This window comes from Synechococcus sp. CCY 0621, from assembly GCF_019038465.1.
GTDB lineage: Bacteria > Cyanobacteriota > Cyanobacteriia > PCC-6307 > Cyanobiaceae > Cyanobium.
Map to the genome: position 1 here is coordinate 68316 of NZ_JAFKRH010000035.1, position 12666 is coordinate 80981.

General features: G+C 63.6%; 13 protein-coding genes. 2 read left to right on the top strand and 11 right to left on the bottom strand.

The window, feature by feature from the left end; genetic code table 11:
- Positions 1–78: 78 nt before the first annotated feature.
- From KUG43_RS11955 to KUG43_RS12000, 10 genes are all read right to left on the bottom strand, one after another.
- Positions 79–2421, bottom strand: coding sequence for a DUF1254 domain-containing protein (locus KUG43_RS11955; protein ID WP_216909326.1), 2343 nt, complete (start codon positions 2419–2421; stop codon positions 79–81).
- A gap of 191 nt (positions 2422–2612) precedes the next feature.
- Positions 2613–4391, bottom strand: coding sequence for a caspase family protein (locus tag KUG43_RS11960; RefSeq protein ID WP_216909363.1), 1779 nt, complete (start codon positions 4389–4391; stop codon positions 2613–2615).
- A gap of 82 nt (positions 4392–4473) precedes the next feature.
- Positions 4474–4734: a DUF2442 domain-containing protein gene (locus KUG43_RS11965; RefSeq protein ID WP_094511221.1), complete on the bottom strand. Its 261-nt coding sequence runs from the start codon at positions 4732–4734 to the stop codon at positions 4474–4476.
- Positions 4727–4960, bottom strand: coding sequence for a DUF4160 domain-containing protein (locus KUG43_RS11970; RefSeq protein WP_216909328.1), 234 nt, complete (start codon positions 4958–4960; stop codon positions 4727–4729). The genes KUG43_RS11965 and KUG43_RS11970 overlap by 8 nt, the downstream gene beginning before the upstream one ends.
- A 396-nt stretch (positions 4961–5356) precedes the next feature.
- A complete protein-coding gene (locus KUG43_RS11975) occupies positions 5357–5770 on the bottom strand; it encodes a L,D-transpeptidase (RefSeq protein ID WP_216909330.1) in 414 nt (137 codons plus the stop codon).
- A 13-nt stretch (positions 5771–5783) separates the two neighbouring features.
- On the bottom strand, positions 5784–7064 hold the full coding sequence (locus KUG43_RS11980) for a SufS family cysteine desulfurase (RefSeq protein WP_216909365.1): 1281 nt from the start codon (positions 7062–7064) through the stop codon (positions 5784–5786).
- Between the two features lie 23 nt (positions 7065–7087).
- Entirely contained in the window at positions 7088–8356 is a 1269-nt protein-coding gene (gene sufD / locus KUG43_RS11985) for a Fe-S cluster assembly protein SufD (protein WP_216909332.1), read from the bottom strand.
- Between the two features lies 1 nt (position 8357).
- Positions 8358–9161, bottom strand: coding sequence for a Fe-S cluster assembly ATPase SufC (gene sufC, locus KUG43_RS11990; RefSeq protein WP_216909334.1), 804 nt, complete (start codon positions 9159–9161; stop codon positions 8358–8360).
- Positions 9162–9234: 73 nt separating this feature from the next.
- Complete coding sequence (sufB, locus tag KUG43_RS11995; RefSeq protein ID WP_216909336.1) at positions 9235–10677, bottom strand: Fe-S cluster assembly protein SufB; 1443 nt, start codon at positions 10675–10677, stop codon at positions 9235–9237.
- Between the two features lie 15 nt (positions 10678–10692).
- On the bottom strand, positions 10693–11055 hold the full coding sequence (locus KUG43_RS12000) for a ferredoxin-thioredoxin reductase catalytic domain-containing protein (protein ID WP_216909338.1): 363 nt from the start codon (positions 11053–11055) through the stop codon (positions 10693–10695).
- Between the two features lie 191 nt (positions 11056–11246).
- On the opposite strand from KUG43_RS12000, the gene sufR reads away from it, so the two are divergent.
- Both sufR and KUG43_RS12010 read left to right on the top strand, forming a co-directional pair.
- Positions 11247–11960, top strand: coding sequence for an iron-sulfur cluster biosynthesis transcriptional regulator SufR (gene sufR, locus KUG43_RS12005; protein ID WP_216909340.1), 714 nt, complete (start codon positions 11247–11249; stop codon positions 11958–11960).
- Between the two features lie 3 nt (positions 11961–11963).
- Entirely contained in the window at positions 11964–12338 is a 375-nt protein-coding gene (locus KUG43_RS12010; RefSeq protein ID WP_216909342.1) for an NDH complex assembly factor CRR9, read from the top strand.
- Here KUG43_RS12010 and KUG43_RS12015 read toward each other — a convergent pair.
- Positions 12298–12666, bottom strand: a 369-nt coding sequence (locus KUG43_RS12015; protein WP_216909344.1) for an EamA family transporter, incomplete at its 5' end; no start/stop codon positions are given. The genes KUG43_RS12010 and KUG43_RS12015 overlap by 41 nt on opposite strands.

A 12666-nucleotide genomic window follows, 5' to 3' on the forward strand; every position in this document is an offset into this window, starting at 1 on the left:
GCTGCAACCGGTTGTTAGCTGGCCTTCAGGTTGATCGTACGACTGGGTGACGATTGCACTCTGCCACCAAAAATGTTCTTAGCGAACTGGCACCACCGTCGGCAACTTGTAGCGCCCGTCCAACACCGACGGCCCTGGTCGGTAGATGCGCATGAGGAAGTTCCAGCCTTCGGAGACATCCACCCGGTTCGGCACCTCGCCGCAGGCTTTCTTCGATCCGAAGTACACGGCAAAAGTACCGACGTCGTTCAGATTGACATTCGTGGAGTTGATAACTGCGTTTTCGTTTTTTATGTAGCCGTCATTGCCATAGACCGTTATTGACCAAAAAGCCTGATTCTCTGGCACCGAGTAGGTGGCTTTGTGGCACACGCGGTAGTCATGGTCACCGCTGTAGTTCAAGTAGGTGGCGTCCCACTCTGGGTTCAGGCCCCACGCCGCCGCTGCGGCGATGTGGCGCGTCTTTTCGTCGACCTTTCCGCGCGGCCCCATCATTCCCTTCCAACTCTTGTACTGGGCTGAGTACTTCTCGTACTGCTCGGTCAGAGCTTTCAGCGATGCCGCATCCCATTGCATCGGGGGCAGCGGATCGGCGCTGTTCGCCTTGATCACCACGGCGTCCTGCAGCTTGTTGGCCAGTTCAATGTCCGCATCGTCCTTGGGGTTTAACACTTGGGTTCGGACGATAACGGCCAGGTACTTCGTGTCTTGCGGCAGGTCATAAGTACCGGGGGCATAGTAGACGGCAGGCGCGTAGTGGTCGTTGTCAACCAGCAGCACCGACATGAAGCGACCCGCCGGCAAAGGCGGCACTGTCACAGTCGCACCCTTGGAAGTGTCCACGATGGACGCTGAATACAAAGTGTCCCGATTCATTCTGACCACCGTCTGCTGGTTCAGTGGCGTCGGCTTGCGGATATAGAACCAACGGTTCACACCACCGGCCTGCTGGCTGATGTTGTGGAAGGTTCGGTCAGCCTCAGCGCGGATGTAGGTGTCCGGAGTCACCTTGACGGATGCTGCCAAGTCATTGCCGGCCTTCATGCCGGTCCGCTGCAGGGCCGGCGCGACCCACTTCCCGTCGAGGGCGTCAGCCTTGGGAATGTACAGACGCATGATGACTGAGAAGGGCCCCTTCGGGGCAGGCAGCCAATTGGCTTCCTTGTCCATGCCCGGCGATGTGTTCTGTACGTAAAAGGTCAGGCCACCATCGGAGTCGCGTTTGAATTGCGCGAGCATGGCTGAATTGAGCAGGTAGCGGGATAGAGGGTTGGCGACCAGCCACTTGTTCGGTTCGTCGTACATGGTGAGTGACCAGAAGGCGTCGACGGGTGGTTCCTGGCCGGGGGCGAAGCGCAGGGTGTAACGGCTATCACCCGAGAGCGGCTTGCCGTTCGCGTCGACGTAGTAGGCCGGATACATAGCCTCCTGCTTGGAGTTCCCATAAATGCCGAGCACGGCCGCCAGCATGCGATAGGTGTAGTTGTTCTTGAGGTAGTCGCGCGTGCCGAACAGGTCGCCGGATGCGAGCTTGCCGGCGACGACCTGCTGTTTCGTGGCTTCGTTCTCGGCCCAGGCATCGGCGATACCCTGCTCCATGGCTCCCCTGATCTCGGGCGAAAGGCTGTTGACGTCGACCTTCCTGCCGGTGCCTACATTGATGCGGGCGAAACGCGCCCTCAGTGCCGTTTCGGAAGGATGGACCGGCGCGAACTGCAGGCCGAAGTTGAGGCTGTTGAAGAACTCCAGCGACGATTTCTGTTCGGCCGCCGACAACGGCTTCGGGAAAGGGATCGCCGGCGCCTTTACCGGTGCGGACTGCCCGAGGAACGCCGACAGCGGCTGCACGACATACTGCGACTGGATCTTCTTTACGTTCTCCAGGTCGTCGGGTCTGAAAAGTTGGGTACGGAATTGCGCCGATGCGATACTGGTCTCGCTGTTGATGACCTTGGTGATGCCCTTGGGCGTTTCCCCTTTCCACGACGGTCCCGCGACCATGTAGCTGCCGCCGCCGTTACCGGTGGTTCGCGTGCCCAGGTAGGCGAAGTTGTGGGTGTGCAGGTCGATCAGCTGCAGGCTCCAGTAACGCTCCTTGGGAATGGCGGGCACGGTGAAGACGATGGGCTCGGTGCGAAGGTCCAGGCCGATCCAGGAGTACGGCGTGTCCGAGTTAGGCGTCTGAATTGCCCTGTCGTCCGGGGTGAAGACCCGCGGGATGTTGAACAACTGGTTGTAGGGCGCCTTGTATTCCGGACTCGACTGGTCGGTGAAGTACGCGTACTGCACGCGCAGGTTGTCAACCATCGGATAGCCATAAACATAGGCTTCCTTGGCAATGGCTCGCACCTGCGCAGGCGCAAGGCCCAATTGCGCACGTGCGGGCGCAGCTGCCCAAGCGAATCCAACGATCGAGAACATCGACGTAACCACAGCCCTTACGGCTGCTGTTCTGTGACGGAGTGAGTTCGCCATACGTTGTTCTTTGTCTTGGAAAAAGGAAGATGGTCTTGGCTGGGCCAGCTAACGCTTGCCATCACCAGGCCGCTAAGTGATCGGTGCAATGTAAGAGATTTCTAGGTGGCGGCTCTGGTGGATGGCAATGTTAGATTTCAAATGAATCCCATACCTCCAATGGTACTCGCATAGTCAGCCACAACTGCCTCAAACCGAGCAATGCTGCCACCAAACATACCTGCTCTTATTGGCTCCCAATTCTCTTTCTTCGTCTTCGCTTCGGATATCACGCGATCAAGAGGGCTGGTACGGCGTGAAGATGATCGCTTGTGCTTCCAGAAGAATCGGCCAGGAAGTGGTGAGTAATACCCATTTCTTTCGTTACAGTAGTCGCTTGAAGCCAGAGCAAAGATAGTCTCGAATGTATCAAACGATTTTTCGTATCCGACTCCAAGAAAAAAGAGTTCATCAAGCTGTGGCTGCAAAGTCTTGAAAAGGTACTCGCTTAATGGAGTAAAGTATTTCTCATGCCCTGGGATTTGCTTAAAAGCTGTACATCTTAACAGCTCGCTAATAGCACTGCTTGCACTTTCGATAAGCAGAGCCTCGTCATATCTGCCATCAAACGAAGGCGCCTCTGAATGGAATAGAGTGGCCAGTGATTCATAGTTATTGGCATCAACGGCCGCGATTCCAGCTTTGTATAATAGAAGAATCGCGGGATACCAACGGAGGGCCAGCCAGATGGTCGTCCCACCTCTTTGCTCCAATGGATCAACTGACCTAGACGCTATCTTATGAAGAATGGGTAAATGCTTTGTCGTGGACCAATAACTTAAGACCGAGATGCACATTGATAAGTGGTCTATGGCTTCTTCGTATCTTCTTAAGCGATCAAGAAGCTCTTCTTGAGAATAGGGGGTAGAAACACCAAAAAACTCTTCTCTTGAAGTTGCAATAAATGCTCTCACTTCTTGAACAAGGGTGTCGTGAAGTTCAATCAGGGAGGATTCACTTGTTATCAACTGCTTGATCCTGTCAACTTTCGCATCTCCATGTAATGGCTCGTCGACCTCGGATGGAAAAGGGAGAATCAGCAGCCGATCTCTGCCAGTTTCAGCGTGGTCATCTTCTTCTACCGTAGGAAGAGAGTACTTTAAGATGAAGTCACCATCACCATCAAGATGGCCATGATGAGGTGTTTGATTTGAATTGGGGTCTCTCGCAACTTTATTGTAGACATAACTCATAAGGCCACTGGCTGTAATAACACCCTCATCGGATTGTGCTTTGCCTTGCAGACCCTCTAACAAATGACCTGTGAAAACGGAGTGGTCTGGGATTGGACCACCTGCGTCCGACACGACTTCATCAGCTTTCCCTGCAGTTAGCACTTGGCGGGAGTATCGTAACAACATATCCCGCAGAAATCGTGCACTACCAGAATGGGCACTTCGCGTTAGAGCAAGCCCGCCGTAACAAGCATCCATGATAAAAAGCAAGTGTTTTGCTCGAATTAGCTCTGCATTTCGTGTTAGCTCATCCCAGCGTATCAGCGTAGAAGTATCGCCCGGGTCAGCATCATATGGCACCAAGTAACCAACCTCTCCTCGAATCCCGGTGACTGTATGACCGTGGCCAGCGTAGAAGACAATGATCCGATCATCTAGACCTACATCATCTCTAGTGAATCGGTGATAAACTGAAAGGATATTCTGCTTTGTGGCATTCTCGTCATAAATGGCGATGATATTCGATTCCGGAAAACCAAGCTCTATTACAAGAGCATCTTTTACCGCTTCAGCATCGCTTACAGCATATGAAAGATGTGAAGTATTTGCGTAGCGGTTAATGCCTATTACTAGAGCCCTGCTTTCTGCGTAGGCCTCTTTGAATAAGAACCTAAGGTCGGGGATGATGTTTTTGTGGTAAATCTAACGCTCGCCATCACCTGGCCGCAAGATTCTCTCGGCGAAGAATACAACGTTACGGCGGCGGCTCAGGTGCATGGCGGTGTTAGCTGACCAGAGCCTTTGCCTGGGGCGCTGGCGCACCTCGAAGTAGGCCTTCCACACTTAAATCCTCATCGACATCTGGCCAGTGAATTCCGTAGCCAGCCCCTGCAATCTCCCAGTTGTCACGCTCCTGGGAGGTTGCATGTAGAAGCCTTGGGAACCAAGCCAGCGGTACCGAGATAGAACGACCGTCAGCCAGGTCGACGATCAGCCTGTCTTCTGTCAACGCAACGTCAGTGACCTGCTCACCAGGGTTAGCCATGAAACTCCTCCCATGCTTTCAGCAGGATAGCTCTGTTCAAGCTGACCAGCCGTTCAATTTCACGCAGCTCTCTGGCGCTGAAACCAAGGCTTGAGGCCAGTGCAACAGGAACAAGCCAGGCTTTGCAAGACGCCTTATCTCTGTCGACATGAACATGGGGAGGCTCGTTTGGCTCGTGACTGTAGAAGTAAACCCTATAAGGACCGCTTCTGAGGATTGTCGGCATCCGAAAGCGCCACCATCACATCAACGATACCGACCTCGGCCTTCCTGTGCAGCTAACTAGTCATTGGGAGGTTCCGTGAACCACGCGCCTTCTGCCTCTCCATTCCGTGAACCGCGTCGAGGCATCGAACCGGCATCCCCCCAAATCCATGGCGATATCGGTCTCCTCTGGTCAATCCCCGCCCACGATAGCCGTGGTTCACGGGTCCGATAACCACGTGTTCCCGACGAAACGAATCTCCTTCCGTGAGTCTGAGCCATTCGTAGGCAAGAGTCAGCGCCAACGCACGAAATCCGGGTCTTCAGAACCTGCAGACGAGTTCTTCTCCTCTTCATCGGTAGGAGGCTGGCTGCAGCAGCTGCGTTGACGTGCAGTCGTCCACCAAAATCGCACCCCCTATGGCTGAATCGTCACCGGTGTCCCCACCGCCGTGCGGGCGAACAGCCACTTCGCCGTGGCCTGGCTGGTGCGGATGCAGCCATGGCTGCGGCGCACCCCGTAGCACTGGCGGGCGGCGTCCTGCCAAGGGGCCGGATGCAGGCAGACGGCGTCCGGCCGCAGTCCGCCGCCAGCCAGACACATCACGTTGGGCACCACGGGGGTGCGGTAGTCGTCACCCACCAGGGAGGTGGCGGCGTACTTGGCGCCGATCACAAACCGCCCCGTGGGTGTGGGTGAGGCAGGCAACCCGGTCGACACCAGGGCCGCATAGATCGTGGCGCCGCTGGCATCGAAGGCCCGCAGTCGCTGTTCTGACAGGTCGATCACGATCGCCGCCACCACCTCGATGGCCGCCAGCACGAGGCTCACGGCCCCTCCCCCCTCAGCTGTGCTCCCTCAGAAAACCGATCGTGCCTTCCAGTTCTTCGGCGAAGCGGTCGATCTCTTCGGGGGTGGTGGTGAAGCCCAGGCTGGCGCGGGCGGAACTGGCCAGGCCGTAGTGGCGGTGCAGGGGCTGGGTGCAGTGGTGGCCGCTGCGGATGCAGATGCCGGCCGAATCCAGCAGGGCAGCGATGTCGTTGGCGTGCAGGCCCTCCACGCTGAACGCCGCTAACGCGGCCCGGTCGGGTTGCTGATCCGGCGTGGGCCCCAGGATCCGCACCCCATCGATGGCCTGCAGCCGATCGAACAGGCGCCGGGTGAGCTGCTGCTCCCAGGCGTGGATGCGCTCCATGCCCAGGTTCTGCAGGTAATCGAGGGCGGCACCCATGCCGATCGCCTCACCGATCGCCGGGGTGCCGGCTTCGAACTTATGGGGCAGGTCGGCCCAGGTGCTGTGGTCCAGGTAAACGTCGTGGATCATTTCGCCGCCCCCCAGGAACGGCGGCATCGCCTCCAGCAGCGCCTCGTGGGCCCAGAGGAAGCCCATGCCCGTCGGGCCGCACAGCTTGTGGGACGAACCCACCAGGAAATCGGCTCCCAGGGCGGCCACGTCCACCGGCTTATGGGGCAGGCTCTGGCAGGCATCCACCAGCAGCAGGGCGCCGGCCCCATGGGCCAGGGCAGCCACTGCCTCGATCGGATTGAGGCAGCCCAGGGTGTTGCTCACATGCACCAGGCTCACCAATTTGGTGCGATCGCTGATCTTGGCCTTCAGGTCCTCCAGATCCAGCTCGCCGCTCTCGGTGACGCCCGCATGGCGCAGCACGCAGCCCGTGCGGGCCGCCAGCAGCTGCCAGGGCACCAGGTTGCTGTGGTGCTCCATCACCGACAGCAGCACCTCATCGCCCTCCCGCAGGTTGGCGTCACCCCAGGTGCGGGCCACCAGGTTGATCGCCTCGCTGGCGTTGCGGGTGAACACGATCTCCCGGGCGCTGGCCGCACCGATGAAGGCGGCCACCTTGCCCCGGGCCGCTTCGAAATGGTCGGTGGCGCGGGCGCTCAGCTGGTGGGCGCCGCGGTGCACGTTGGCGTTGTCGAGGCTGTAGTACTGCTGCAGCGCCTCCAGCACCTGGCGCGGCTTCTGGCTGGTGGCGGCGTAATCCAGGTAGATCAGGGGCTGCCCCAGGCAGGCCGTCTGGGCCAGCAGGGGGAAATCGGGGCGCGTCTGCACCGCCAGGTCGGCCACCACTGGCGTGCCCGCCAGCGGTGGGGCCGCGACCATCGGCGAGTTGGTGGAGGTCGGTGTCATCGTCCCTGCTCCCCCAACAGCCTGGCCAGAGGCTGCCACGGCCGGGCGGCCTCAGGGAGTTCCTGCAGCACCTCCTCGCAGAAGCCCCGCAACAGCAGCCGGGCCGCCTGGTCGGCGGCGATGCCGCGGCTCTGCAGGTAGAAGAGCTCGTCCTGCTCCAGCCGGCTCACGGTGGCGCCGTGGGCGCAGCGCACGTCGTCGGCGACGATCTCCAGTTCGGGCTTGGTGTCGATCCGGGCCCGGTCCGAGAGCAGCAGGTTGCGGCTCAGCTGGGCCGCATCGGTGCGCTGGGCCAGCCGCGGCACCTTCACCGCCCCGTTGAACACGCTGCGGCCCTGGCCGTCGGCCACCGCCTTGTGCAGCTGCTCCAACCGCCCGTCCGGACCTTCGAACACCATCTGGCTGTGGGTGTCGCTGATCTGGCGGCCATCCGCCAGCTGCAGGGCCTTGAGGGCACTGTGGGCCGCCCCCTCGGACTGCACCAGCCGCGGCTCCAGCCGCCCCAGGGCCCAGCCGCCGTGGGCGCTCACGCCGCTGTAGCGGCTGCCCGTGGCCTGCTCCACCGCCACCGTGGCCAGCAGGCAGCCCGTCTCGGCGCCAGACGCCAGCAGGCCGTGGCGCAGCTCGGCGCCCTCACCCAGGCGGGCCTCCAGCACCACGCTGGTGAGGTTGGCGCCGCTGCTGCGGTGCACCTGCAGTACCTCGAGAGAAGCCTCGGGCTCCAGCACCAGCAGCAGCCGCAGGGGCAGGATCCCCTCGCCGGCGCCGGCGTCACTCACCAGCTCCAGGGTGGTGGCAACCGTGCCGCGCACCCGCAAGGCCAGCACGTTGCGGGCCGTGGCGCCGTTGAGCAGCACCGGCCAGAGCTCGGCGCTGCCGGTGGCGGCCAGCACCTGGCCCAGGGTCGCGTTCAGTTCGTCGCCTCCGATGGGCTCCAGGCCCGCCGGCAGAGAGATCCCGGCCAGGGGATCGCTGTGGCCATCGAGGTTCAGCCGCAGGCTGCCGGCGGCCGTCTCAGGCTGCGCCCCAGGCGCGGGGCTGAGCAGGGTGGGCTTCACGGCAGTGAGCGGCGCCAGATCGGTGAAGCGCCAGGCCTCGACGCGCCGTGAGGGAAGCGGCGTCTGCGCCAGGGCCTGGGCCGCCCGCTCGCGGCTGGCCGCCAGGGCATCGGCGCCACCTGTGGCGTTCGCCAGCAGGGCGGCGACCCAGCTGCCTGCGGCGGCGGCCGCAGCCGCAGTGGGGGTGGAGAGCGAAGCGGCCACCATCTCAGCCCACCTCCGCTGGCGTGCGCTCCAGGGCCGCCAGTTCGGCGTCGACCCAGTCGTAGCCGCGCTCCTCCAGCTCCAGGGCCAGCTCCTTGCCGCCGGTGCGCAGGATCCGACCCGCGGCCATCACGTGCACGTAATCGGGGGTGATCACATCCAGAAGCCGCTGGTAGTGGGTGATCAGCAGGGTGGCGTTGTCGGGGCCGGCCAGGTGGTTCACACCGCCGGCAACGATGCGCAGGGCATCGATGTCGAGGCCGGAGTCGGTCTCGTCGAGCACCGCCACCAGGGGCTCGAGCAGGGCCATCTGCAGGATCTCGTTGCGCTTCTTCTCGCCGCCGGAGAAGCCCTCGTTGACGCTGCGCTCCAGGAAGGCCGGATCCATCTGCACCACCTGCAGCCGTTCACGCACCAGGTCCTCGAAGGCGAAGGTGTCGAGCTCCTCCTCCCCCTTGCCGGCGCGGCGGGCGTTGGTGGCCACCCGCAGGAACTCCAGGTTGCTTACCCCCGGGATCTCCACCGGGTACTGGAAGCCGAGGAACAGGCCGGCGCGGGCCCGCAGCTCGGGTTCGAGGCTCAGCAGGTCGTCGCCCATGTAGCGCACCGTGCCGCCGGTGACGGTGTAGGCCGGGTGGCCCGCCAGCACCTTGGAGAGGGTGCTCTTGCCGCTGCCGTTGCGGCCCATCACCGCGTGGATCTCGCCGGCGCGGATCGTCAGGGACACCCCCTTGAGGATGGGCTGGTCCTCCACGCGGGCCGTGAGATCACGGATCTCGAGCAGTACGGGAGCGTCGGGGCGGATCACGGCGGGGGAGAAAAGGGCAGGGAAGGGACGGGGAAAGAAGCGTTGGGCCGGCCGGGGTGACCGCGGGCCGGGATCAGCCGACCGAGCCCTCGAGCTTGAGGGCAAGCAGCTTGTCGGCCTCGGCGGCGAACTCCATCGGCAGCTGGTTGAAGACGTCGCGGCAGAAGCCGCTGACCATCATCGACACCGCCTCCTCGAAGGCAATCCCGCGGCTCTGCAGATAGAAGAGCTGGTCGGCGGAGATGCGGCAGGTGCTGGCCTCGTGCTCGATGCGGGCATCCGGCTGCTGGGAGCGGATGTAGGGATAGGTGTTGGCGGCGGCCTGGTCGCCGATCAGCATCGAATCGCACTGGCTGTAGTTGCGGGCGCCCACGGCCTTGGGGCCCAGCTGCACCAACCCCCGGTAGCTGTTGGAGGAATGGCCGGCGCTGATCCCCTTGCTCACGATCGTGGAGCGGGTGCGGGGACCCACGTGGATCATCTTGGTGCCGGTGTCGGCCTGCTGGCGGTTATTGGTGAGGGCCACCGAGTAGAACTCGCCCACCGAATCGGCCCCCTGCAGCACGCAGCTGGGGTACTTCCAGGTGATCGCCGAACCGGTTTCCACCTGGGTCCAGCTGATGTGGCTGCGGTCGCCGCGGCACTGGCCCCGCTTGGTGACGAAGTTGTAGATGCCGCCCTTGCCATTCTCATCCCCCGCGTACCAGTTCTGGACGGTGGAGTACTTGATCGAGGCGTCATCGAGGGCCACCAGCTCCACCACCGCCGCATGCAGCTGGTTGGTGTCGAACATCGGCGCCGTGCAGCCCTCCAGGTAGCTCACCGAAGCCCCTTCCTCGGCCACGATCAGGGTGCGCTCGAACTGGCCGGTGTCGCCGGAGTTGATGCGGAAGTAGGTGGAGAGCTCCATCGGGCATTCCACCCCCTTCGGGATGAACACGAAGGAGCCGTCGCTGAACACGGCGGAGTTGAGGGCCGCGAAATAGTTGTCGTTGCCGGGCACCACCGTGCCGAGGTACTTCTCGATCAGGTCGGCGTGGTCCTTCACCGCCTCGCTGATCGAGCAGAAGATCACGCCGCTTTCGGCCAGCTTCTCCCGGTAGGTGGTGGCGATCGAAACGCTGTCGAACACCGCATCCACCGCCACGTTGGAAAGGCGCTTCTGCTCGCTCAGGGGGATGCCGAGCTTCTCGAAGGTTTCCAGCAGCTTCGGGTCCACCTCATCGAGGCTGGCCTTCTTCTCCTGCTGCTTGGGGGCCGCGTAATAGATGATCTCCTGGTAGTCGATCGGCGGGTGGCCCAGGCTGGCCCAGTCGGGCTCCTCCATCTGCAGCCACTGGCGGTAGGACCGCAGGCGGAAATCCAGCAGGAAAGCGGGCTCGTTCTTCTTGGCGGAGATCAGCCGCACCACGTCCTCACTGAGGCCCTTGGCGATCTTCTCGGTTTCGATGTCGGTGACAAAGCCGTATTTGTACGGCTGGCTCACCAGATCGCCGACGGTTGCGGTGCTCGTCATGGTGAAGGGGCCGGCTCAGCCGGCGGCGAGGGACTGGATTTCTTCGAGGCTGATGGTCTGCTGCTCGCCCCGGAAGGGGTTGTCTTCGGTGAGGAAGAGCATGCAGTGGCACTCCTTGCGCTCCCGCATCGGCACGCAGGGGCAGTTCCAGAACGCCTGGGCCACCTCGGCCTCCTTGTCTTCGTAGTGACGGCAGGGGCAGAGGGCGCCGCCCAGCTCGTCCTTGTGGCGGGCCAGACCCTCCAGCACCACCGCGGTGACCCCCGGATCACTGCAGAAATAGGTGCCGGTGCGCTGGGCGTAGGTTTCCGCGAAACGGCGGATCACCTCCAGGCTTTCAGCACCGGCTGCGGGGGTGGTGGTGGAGGCGTCGGTCATGGGCAGAGCGTCGGTTGCGCGCACCGGGGGATCGAATAACGAAACACTTTGGTTTCGTTACTGCGGGAGCCTAAGGCACGGGCGCGGTCCGTTGGCGGCGTGGAGAGGCCATTGTGACGCCCCGGCGGCCACCACGGCCGGGCCCCATTCCTCCGATGTGCGTGGCATCGTGTTTTGGTCTGACGCCTGTCATGAGCGCCCCTGCCCAGTCACCCGCCCCCGCGGCCGGCCCTGTCGAAGGGGCCCATCCCACCCGGGAGGCAGCCCTGTCGGTGCTGCTGCGGGAAGGCGAAGCGACGGCGGCCCAGCTGGCGGAGTCTCTGGGGGTGTCGGTGCAGGCCATGCGCCGTCACCTGCGCAGCCTTGAGGACGACGGCTTGGTGGAGGCCAGCCCCTCCCATGAAGGCCCCGGCCGCCCCAGCAACCGCTGGCGACTCACCGACCAGGGCCAGGGCCGCTTCCCCGATGGCAGCGAGAACTTCGCCCTCGGCCTGCTCCACACCCTCACCGAAAGCCTGCCGGCCGACACCCTGGAGCTGGTGCTGCGCCAGCAGGCCGAGGAGAAGGCCGCCGACTACCGCCGCCTGATCGGCAGCGGCCCCCTCCGCCACCGGATCGAGCAGCTGGTCGAACTGCGGCGCAAGGAGGGCTACGTGGCCGAATGCCGGCTCGACGACGACCCCAACGCCGCCACCGACACGGCCGCCTGGGTGATCAGTGAGTTCCACTGTTCCGTGATGCGCATCGCCGAGCAGTACCCGGTGGTCTGCGATCAGGAGCTGCGCCTGATCCGCCAGACCTTCCCCGACTGTGCCGTGGAGCGGGTCCACTGGCGGCTGGAGGGGGGCCACAGCTGCGGCTTCCGCATCGCCCCCATGGCTGCCAGCCCCGCCTCGGCCACCTGAGCCGTGCTCAGCCCCGACGAGCTGCAGGAGCTGGAGGCCACCCTGCTGCCCACCCTGGACCGCCACCACCTGCGGCTCCTGGCCCATGGCCTGCGCACCCTGCAGGCCATTGCCGGGCGGCGGGCCGGTGGGCTCCCGCCCGAGGAGGCGGTGGCGTCCTGGGCCGCCGCCCAGCCGGTGATCGCCGCTGATGCCGGCTTCGCCGAAGCCTTCCTCCTCCAGATGGACGGGGTGGGGCAGCAGCTGGTGGCCATCGCCGCCGCCGCCGGCCGGGAGCCCCTGGCCCTGGATCTTGCCGACCTGATCCACTGGGCCGCCGGCGAAGCCGACCGGCGCCTCAGGCCCCCGGCAGCCCCACCAGACCCGCCACCAGGCTGACCCCGGCCAAGGCGGCGGCGGCGGCCAGCCCCCCCCGCCAGCCGGGCCGGTCCCCCTCCAGGGCCGCCAGGGGCAGGGCCATCACCGGCGCCGTCGACAGCAGGGCCACGGCCAGCCCCCCCGGCAGCCCCGCCAGGGCGGTCTGCTGCAGGGCGATGCCGGCGCTGGTGCCCAGCAGGGTGGCGGCGAGCGCCACGGGCCAGCGGCGCACGGCCGGCCGGGGCCCCTGGGCGGCCCGAGGCAGCCCCGCCAGCAGCGGCAGCATCACCAGCGCCGCCGCCGCCAGCCGCAGGGTGGCGGCCTGCAGCGGCTCCGGCCCGCCGGCCAG

Excerpts from the sequence above, each read along its gene's own strand:
- KUG43_RS11955 (WP_216909326.1), bottom strand. The coding sequence starts at position 2,421 with ATGTTCTCGATCGTTGGATTCGCTTGGGCAGCTGCGCCCGCACGTGCG.
- KUG43_RS11965 (WP_094511221.1), bottom strand. The coding sequence starts at position 4,734 with ATGGCTAACCCTGGTGAGCAGGTCACTGACGTTGCGTTGACAGAAGAC.
- KUG43_RS11970 (WP_216909328.1), bottom strand. The coding sequence starts at position 4,960 with ATGCCGACAATCCTCAGAAGCGGTCCTTATAGGGTTTACTTCTACAGT.
- KUG43_RS11980 (WP_216909365.1), bottom strand. The coding sequence starts at position 7,064 with ATGGTCGCGGCCCCACCGCTGGCGGGCACGCCAGTGGTGGCCGACCTG.
- sufD (WP_216909332.1), bottom strand. The coding sequence starts at position 8,356 with ATGGTGGCCGCTTCGCTCTCCACCCCCACTGCGGCTGCGGCCGCCGCC.
- sufB (WP_216909336.1), bottom strand. The coding sequence starts at position 10,677 with ATGACGAGCACCGCAACCGTCGGCGATCTGGTGAGCCAGCCGTACAAA.
- KUG43_RS12000 (WP_216909338.1), bottom strand. The coding sequence starts at position 11,055 with ATGACCGACGCCTCCACCACCACCCCCGCAGCCGGTGCTGAAAGCCTG.
- sufR (WP_216909340.1), top strand. The coding sequence starts at position 11,247 with ATGAGCGCCCCTGCCCAGTCACCCGCCCCCGCGGCCGGCCCTGTCGAA.